Origin of the sequence: Syntrophomonas sp. UBA1041 (assembly GCF_002316705.1) — a bacterium.
In the GTDB taxonomy this organism is placed as follows: domain Bacteria; phylum Bacillota; class Syntrophomonadia; order Syntrophomonadales; family Syntrophomonadaceae; genus DTU019.
The window spans coordinates 39,372-39,754 of sequence record NZ_DCEA01000069.1 but is presented as its reverse complement, the minus strand read 5'-3'; the positions used below and the strand labels follow the sequence as shown (position 1 = coordinate 39,754).

Below are 383 nucleotides of genomic sequence, written 5' to 3'. Positions count from 1 at the left end.
GGATGTTTCCACCGGCGAGTTTATGGTGGCAGAGTTTGACGGACCCGCCGGCCTGGTTGCATTGAGCGCCGAGTTGCAGCGCATCGCCCCCGCGGAATGCCTGATAGACAACAGCGGGGAGCTTTACTCCCAGTACTGGACCAACCCGGCCTGGCCGCTTAAAGCCTCGGCGGCAGGCATCCCTGAGGAAGCTTTAAACCAGGTCAAAGCTCAAAACATCCTAACAGATCATTTTCATACCGCCACTCTGGACGGCTACGGTCTCAAAAATTTCAGTGCCGGCATTATGGCCGCAGCCGCTATTGTCCTGTTTTTGCAGGCTACTCATCAACAGCACTTGGAGCACATATTAAAGATAAAAATATATCGCCCTGAGAAATACC

General features: G+C 53.3%; 1 pseudogene. It reads left to right on the top strand.

The annotated features are described in order from the left end of the window. Positions 1-383 (top strand): annotated as a pseudogene (locus tag B2633_RS10595) (hypothetical protein); the annotation flags it as partial.